Raw genomic sequence first — 6,324 nt, 5'->3', positions numbered from 1 at the left:
TTCAAGCGTGTCGGAAGGGGGTACCGCAACCATGACAACTACCGATGCCGCATCATGGCCTACACGACGTCACCCAAGGCGGCGTAACACCCACCACCACGGTGAAAGTGGAAGAGCCACTTAACCGGGCCGAGGTGGCCCGGCGGCGCCCGGCGGGTCCGGACCGGCCGGTCAACCCGATCGCCAGGTGCGCCCACGGTGCCGTTCTTGCGGGCGCCCAGACCCGTGCCATCCAGCAGCACCACGTCAGGCCCGGGGTGCGCCAGGTCGAGCGTACCGTCGGGGCCGGTCAACAGGGCAGCGACGTCCGCCAACGCGTTTTGGGCCTGCCCTGGGCTGGCGCCGGTCCCGGCCAGCTGGTCATCCAGACGAGCGGCCCGCGCGAAGCTCACCTGGGTACTCAACTCGGCCAGGTCCAGGGTGAGCCGGTCGGTGCGCCGCTTGCCCGACAGGCCCAGCATCAGCAGCAACGACGCGAAGTTGCGCCCACAGGAGCGCACCCCACGTGCCACAGGATGATCTCGACCTTGCCCGCTGCGGTGTGCAGCACCCGCGGCAGGGTCCGTTTTCCCTTGCGGGCGAAGTCCTTGGTGGCCTGGCACTTCGGACCTGCGAACGGCGCCGGCAACCCATGCACCGGTGCCCAGCGCGGTCCGCAGACACTGTCGATCAGCTCTACCTGGGCTTCTTCCAGCGCCCACGCCAGCGCCTGGGCCGGCAGGTCCTTACCCATCTGCACCACCAGCGACTCGAAGGCGTTCCACGACGACGACCTGTCCAGGTCCGGCATCTCGATCGACAGGGCAAGTGTAGTTGTACTCATCGGACTGGCGTCTCCTTCGACACTCGAGGCTCGCCTGCAGTCCTACTGGATCAGGGCCCAAGTCCAACGAAGCGACACGCTACCGAAATGGCGGTCTCCGTCAGATCACTTGATCATCAGATCGCTGCTGCCACGCGTGGATAGCGACGATCAGTAGGGCGGCGCTGCTGCCGACGAGTAGGCAGACAACGGATAGCGCAGACAGGTTGAAACCGGTGAGCCCGCGACCGTAGCCCCGGAGCGCAAACAACACTGCACACACATAGCCCACCGGTATTGAGATGGCGATGGGCGTGAGTGAAGCGATGAGGTCGGTCGCGCGGGCCTCTCGCGTGGTTAAACCTGCGCGCAACATCCTGCTCTGGCTCTGTAGCGAGGTGATCGTCCGGTCCCCGATCTCCCGCACGGTCGCGACTACCAGGAGCCCCGCCGCGGCGGCCCACCCGGTGCGGACCCAGAGCGCTCCAGGATCCATGAGGTTGGTCGGCCCCATCAACTGGCTCGGATTGACTGCAGGCAACCCTTCAAACAACTGCACCACATCCATTTCGTCCGTGCCGCGGGGGGCACCCACGAGGACTTCGTAGGTGTCTGAGGCGGCGGGCCCAACCTGAGTTTGGTATCCAAACAAGTTTCCTGAGCCGTCACAGGCCAATTCGGCATCGTCCATGAACGCGCGCAGAGCCTCACATGACGGGAATGATACAGATCCCAGGGACGTCGGTATTCCGTCCAGCCCGTTCGTGGCCTCGCCACTCACCGCGCCGACAATGACCTCGTCGGGGGCCTGAGCTCGAATGGCAGCGACGTCATCGACCTTTGAGTCTCGCCAGTTGACGCTCCAGACCGACCGCGGGCCGTCCGGGATGAACTCACCAGGTGCAGTCAGCAGGCCGTCAAAGAGCGCGAATGCTGAGCCAGCCATAAAGACGAGGGCAGCCGTGACCACGGCAGGGCGGGACACATTGCCGGCGCGCAGGGCCAGCCGCTTGCCGGCAAGCCACGTGGTGGGCCGGGAGCGCCCGCTCATGCGATGCGCCAGCGCGCTGGCCAGCATCGGAATGACTGCGGGAAGGGCAAGGAGGCTGAGCAAGAGCCCGCCAAAGAGGACTGCCAGGCCGAGATCACCGCTGATGAGGGGCGAAATTGCCATGGCGATCAGCGCAAGGATCAGCGGGAGAAGGTGAAGGCTTGTGAACCGCCGTCCGGACACGCGAGTCGGCCGGGGGACAACCCTAGCGCTGGCAGACACGATGGCCGCGAGGAGGATGACTGCTAAGCCGGCAAGAAGAGAACACCACACTGGCGGCCGGAAGGCTCCAGGCAGGAGCTCTGACGAGTTCAGGGGGAACGACGTGGCATGGGAACCTACGGTGAGCCACACGACTAGCGCCGCGGTCACTCCCGCAGCCACCAGGAGGGCGGATTCGACGGCAACGAGACGACGAATGCGACCAGTGGACACGCCGAGACGCCAAAGGAGGTTGGCCCGCCGTTCGCGCACCGGGGACGATGCCCGTGCGCAGCCGAAGAGTAGGTAACCGGCGGGGATTAGTAGCATCCACAGGGCTCCGAGCGCTGCAGCGGGGAACAGGAGGACGTCAGGATTCAACTCGACCGGGACCGACGCCTGACTGGGCGTGTAGCCGACCAGTGGAATCAGTGCGCCACCCTCTCCGAGTGAGCGATTTGTAGGAGGCCGGGCATAGACGAAGCCTTCGGACCGAGAGATAAGACCGGCATCACCGATGGACCCGTCAGCTCGGTTTCCCGCCTGCGAGGTCCGTAATCCGAGGTCGCCGGCAGAGATGCCGGCTCGCAACAGGCCGGGCGACAGCACAGCCTCGCCCGGTCCGGGCAACCTTGTGAGGCCCGGAGGGATGCTGAGGGGATCGTTGTCGTGACCCGCGACTGGTTGCAACCAATGCACCGGCACCTGCCCAAAACCTTCGATGGTGATCGCCCGTGCGCTCATCAGGAGACGGACGTCGTCTGTTGACGACAGCGCGACTGCGGGCGAGCGTGCAGCGCTGTGATCGGAGGCGATTTTGCCCGCGTGCATCAGCCCGACAGCCGCGAGGACAGCGAGTCCTGCGGCAAACCCCCCCAGGATTAAGGAAGCCTGTCTCCAACGCTGACGGCGATCAACTGAGAGAGCGAAGAAGCTCGCGACCCGCAGCGTGATCATGCAGCCGGCGCTCGGAGGTCAATGATCCGATGGCACGCGGCCGCCACAGACATATCATGTGTGGCGATCAGGCAGGCGTGGCCGCGTGACTCCACTTGGCTGACGAGTAGGGCCGTGATGTCTCTAGCCGACTGGGCATCGAGGTTCGCCGTGGGCTCGTCCGCAATCAGCAACTGGGTTGCGGGGTGCACGAGGGCACGGGCGATCGCAACCCGCTGGGCCTCTCCACGAGAGATCTCGTCGACTGCCTTGTCACCGTGTTCGGTCAGGCCGACTCGCCTGAGGCTTTCCTGTGCAACGGCCAGGGCCTTCTCTCGCTTCCAGCCATCGAAGAGCAACGTGATTGCCACATTGTCTGCGACGGATAGCTCGGGAAGCAATTCCGGGCTCTGAAAGGCGAGCCCGATGCGTTGGCGCCGAAGTTTGCTGCGTTCCCTGGTGCTGAGCGAGTTCATTACCGTCCCAGAGACCGCGATGGATCCTCCGTCAGGAAGTTGGATCCCTGCGATGCACCGGATGACTGTCGACTTTCCGGAGCCGCTCGGTCCCACCAGCCCGACAATTTCACCGCCAACTAGGCGGAACGACTGGTCCTCAATAGCAGGGAGCCCATCGTAGACAACGGTCAGGCCGACAACATCGACGGTGACATCATTGTCGAAGGTGTCCTAAGAGTTCACCAGAGGTACTGCATCGGGCCAACGCTGTCATTGATCATCCGGCGTTCGACGACTCTGTGCTTGTACATATCGATGCTGACAGTGACTGACGGGCAGCCAGCCACATTGTTGTCGGTGATGACGTGTCTGGTGTTCGAGGCGGTCCAGCGTTGACCTTCGGCCCAGTTGGAGTCGTCCTCCCCGTCGCAGACATACAATGTGTTGCCATCGCTATTGTTCCACGAGCGGTCATTGCCGTGCCAGCTGTACTTGACCGGGTAGGCGGTTGCGGCGTCGAGTGGGGCCAGCAGTACGACAGTGATTGCACTGGTCGCGAGGAATTTCTTCATCGTTCCCCCGTGGTAAGTGTTCGACAGGGAATTTGTCGAGCAACAATCTGTTCACCGCGGGAGGGGATGTCAAGGCGGCTGCCACGACCGTTACCCAATTGTGATGTGCCGTCCTGACGCCAAGCCCTGCTTCGCCAGCCGGCATGCGCCACGACCGGCCTGGTTGGTGGTGTCTTGACATTGATGTCTCAATCCCCCTGCACAATGGGCGCCGTCCGTCTTGCCGTCAGTGATTGCTGCGTCTCGCAGCCCGGCAAGGGAGGCACGTCGTCCATCGGCAGCACCACAGCCCGCCCTTCAAGGCGTTCGTCTTGCGCATCCCGTGTGAGCGCCGTGCACCGCGATTTCGCTTCCAGGTCCGGGTCGAGCAGGACGTCACGGACAGACCCGCCGACCAGGACCGGTCGCATCCCGGTGGCGCAGAGAGTGTCCAGTGCCGCATCGACCCGTGCCGGGATGTCCACCAGGTCTGGGATGATCTGGGCGTGTTTCGGCGGCAAGGGACAGGTTCGACTCGGCAGTCCCGCCGGGTGCGAATGGCCCGAGCTGGTCCCGTTCTGGCTCAGTGTGTACAACATGACGTCGCCTTCCCCTGGTGGTTCAGTAGGTCCGTGACTATCCGGTGCGACACCTCGTAGCAGTTCGGCCACTGGCTGGACCGTGGTCCCGCGACGTTGAGCACCACGACGTGCCCCAACCCGGACAGCCAGGCGGGCACATCATCGGCGGCCCGGTGACTGGTCACGGTTGGAAGGGACCAGCAAGAGGTGTGCCCGGCGGAGGCTTCTCGCGGTGGCAACAGCCAGGTCGGTGCCGGTGACCAGTCGGGTGGTCCGATGATGAGCGTGGCGTGGCGTGCGCGTCCCGGACGTTCGCCACCGTGCCCACTGCGCGGTCTGGCGACGATGCTGGCCTCAGGTTCGGGTAGTTGCGCGGCGCAGCAGGCCGGAAGGTCCCGTAGGTCCTCGGCCCAGCCACCGGCCGGGCACCACCCCGAGTGCGGAACGCCTGCGGCCCCGGCCGCGTCGAGGGCGCCTCAGTTGACATCGGACTGGCCTCCTGTGACGGTCCTGATGACGGGCATGACCTACTGCTGTGCGGGATGTACCAGAGCGTGTACCGAAGACCGGGGAACGTGCGGGAAACAACGGGAACCAACGGGTACTGTCGCTGGTACCCACAACCATCTCCAGTACGCGCACAGGAGACGAACATGCAGGTCACAGCACCGTGGTGCGCGATGACTCAGAAACTGACCGGAAGATTCACACGCGAGAGGTCAGGGGTTCGAGTCCCTTCACGTCCACCCACATCACCGCGTTCAGAGGCTGTTTTGGAGCCTCCCGCGCACTCCCAGCTCGACGAGTATGTACCGAGACCAACCGTTTCGGGGTGCTTCAGGGGCCTGAGCGGGGCGCGGAAACATCACCCTGTGCGAGTCGCTCGCCGCATAGTGCTAGTTATATAGAGATTCCTGGGGATGGAGGCGGTACGCACCCAAAGCGCTCAAGGAGATCGGGAAACTCGACAAGGCGCAGGTGAAACGGATCCGCCGGTTCTTCGATGAGAGCCTCGACCTGGACAACCCCCGCTCTAGGCGCAAGCCCCTGGTTGGCCGGGACGAGTGGCGCTACCGGGTAGCTGACTACCGGCTCCTGTGCAAAATCCAGGACGACGTCCTGCTGGTGATGGGGGTGAAGGTCGCCCATCGGCGCGAGGTCTACCGCTGAGCAACGAGGGCCGGTAGTGCCAGCGGGTCATCGGTGATGCGAGCGGAAGGAGTTGAGCACCTCCAGGCGCTCGGCTGGGCTGGGCACCCCGGGTGACAGGCGAGATCTGAAGGTCACTCACCAGCCCGCCGTGCACTCAACTCTGTGGGGACAACGCATCACCCTGCAGGAGTGGAGCAAGCGGTGCGATAGCCGCGGGGACTGCGCTGTAGTAGACCCAGGTTCCGCGGCGTTCGCTCTCGATGAGTCCTGCCTCCCGCAGCTTGCGCAGATGGTGGGAGATCGTCGGCTGGGAGACGCCGAAGTCGCCGAGGTCACACACGCAGGTCTCGCCCGCGGTGGCCGCGATGCGTGAGTAGAGCCGCAGCCGCACCGGATCCGCGAGGGCCTTGAGCAGGTTCGCCAGCTCCTCGGCCTGCCCTGCGGGAAGCCCCTCGGCAGGTGAGCACCCCGCCGCGCAGACGGCTGGAGGGGCCAGATCGGTGGCACGAGCGGAAGCGGGCATGCCTCTATATTGACAACGATCTAAGAATGTTGCAAGGATGCCTGTATCGGCAGTCATCGAAACAAGGGA

Annotated in this window: 7 protein-coding genes and 1 pseudogene; 1 reads left to right on the top strand and 7 read right to left on the bottom strand. The window is 64.5% G+C overall.

The features are described from left to right. Positions 1 to 59: 59 nt before the first annotated feature. The 6 genes from DPQ65_RS12200 to DPQ65_RS12175 form a co-directional block, all read right to left on the bottom strand. Positions 60 to 470 carry a hypothetical protein gene (locus DPQ65_RS12200; protein WP_114907622.1) on the bottom strand — a complete coding sequence of 137 codons (411 nt, stop codon included), beginning with the start codon at positions 468 to 470 and terminating at the stop codon, positions 60 to 62. Further along, the gene (locus DPQ65_RS12195; protein ID WP_162802194.1) at positions 461 to 823 is read right to left on the bottom strand and encodes a hypothetical protein; all 363 of its coding nucleotides are present in this window, start codon (positions 821 to 823) and stop codon (positions 461 to 463) included. The genes DPQ65_RS12200 and DPQ65_RS12195 overlap by 10 nt, the downstream gene beginning before the upstream one ends. A 100-nt stretch (positions 824 to 923) precedes the next feature. Beyond that, complete coding sequence (locus tag DPQ65_RS15700) at positions 924 to 3,011, bottom strand: hypothetical protein (protein ID WP_162802193.1); 2,088 nt, start codon at positions 3,009 to 3,011, stop codon at positions 924 to 926. After that, positions 3,008 to 3,610, bottom strand: coding sequence for an ABC transporter ATP-binding protein (locus tag DPQ65_RS12185; RefSeq protein WP_272947650.1), 603 nt, complete (start codon positions 3,608 to 3,610; stop codon positions 3,008 to 3,010). Before DPQ65_RS12185 ends, DPQ65_RS15700 begins: the two co-directional genes overlap by 4 nt. Before the next feature lie 77 nt (positions 3,611 to 3,687). Beyond that, positions 3,688 to 4,020, bottom strand: a complete 333-nt coding sequence (locus tag DPQ65_RS12180) for a hypothetical protein (RefSeq protein WP_114907618.1) — start codon at positions 4,018 to 4,020, stop codon at positions 3,688 to 3,690. A 188-nt stretch (positions 4,021 to 4,208) separates the two neighbouring features. Then, positions 4,209 to 4,598 (bottom strand): hypothetical protein, encoded by a 390-nt coding sequence (locus tag DPQ65_RS12175; protein ID WP_114907617.1) that lies wholly within the window; start codon positions 4,596 to 4,598, stop codon positions 4,209 to 4,211. A 921-nt stretch (positions 4,599 to 5,519) separates the two neighbouring features. On the opposite strand from DPQ65_RS12175, the pseudogene DPQ65_RS12170 reads away from it, so the two are divergent. Then, positions 5,520 to 5,750, top strand: a pseudogene (locus DPQ65_RS12170) (type II toxin-antitoxin system RelE family toxin); the annotation flags it as partial. Positions 5,751 to 5,886: 136 nt separating this feature from the next. Here DPQ65_RS12170 and DPQ65_RS12165 read toward each other — a convergent pair. Further along, entirely contained in the window at positions 5,887 to 6,255 is a 369-nt protein-coding gene (locus DPQ65_RS12165; protein WP_114907615.1) for an ArsR/SmtB family transcription factor, read from the bottom strand. Between the last annotated feature and the right edge of the window lie 69 nt (positions 6,256 to 6,324).

It is taken from the genome of Ornithinimicrobium murale (assembly GCF_003352835.1).
GTDB lineage: Bacteria > Actinomycetota > Actinomycetes > Actinomycetales > Dermatophilaceae > Ornithinicoccus > Ornithinicoccus muralis.
Note: the sequence above shows the minus strand (reverse complement) of the source record. Positions and strands in the feature narration are given on the sequence as shown.

Excerpts from the sequence above, each read along its gene's own strand:
- DPQ65_RS12195 (WP_162802194.1), bottom strand. The coding sequence starts at position 823 with ATGAGTACAACTACACTTGCCCTGTCGATCGAGATGCCGGACCTGGAC.
- DPQ65_RS15700 (WP_162802193.1), bottom strand. The coding sequence starts at position 3,011 with ATGATCACGCTGCGGGTCGCGAGCTTCTTCGCTCTCTCAGTTGATCGC.
- DPQ65_RS12180 (WP_114907618.1), bottom strand. The coding sequence starts at position 4,020 with ATGAAGAAATTCCTCGCGACCAGTGCAATCACTGTCGTACTGCTGGCC.
- DPQ65_RS12175 (WP_114907617.1), bottom strand. The coding sequence starts at position 4,598 with ATGTTGTACACACTGAGCCAGAACGGGACCAGCTCGGGCCATTCGCAC.
- DPQ65_RS12165 (WP_114907615.1), bottom strand. The coding sequence starts at position 6,255 with ATGCCCGCTTCCGCTCGTGCCACCGATCTGGCCCCTCCAGCCGTCTGC.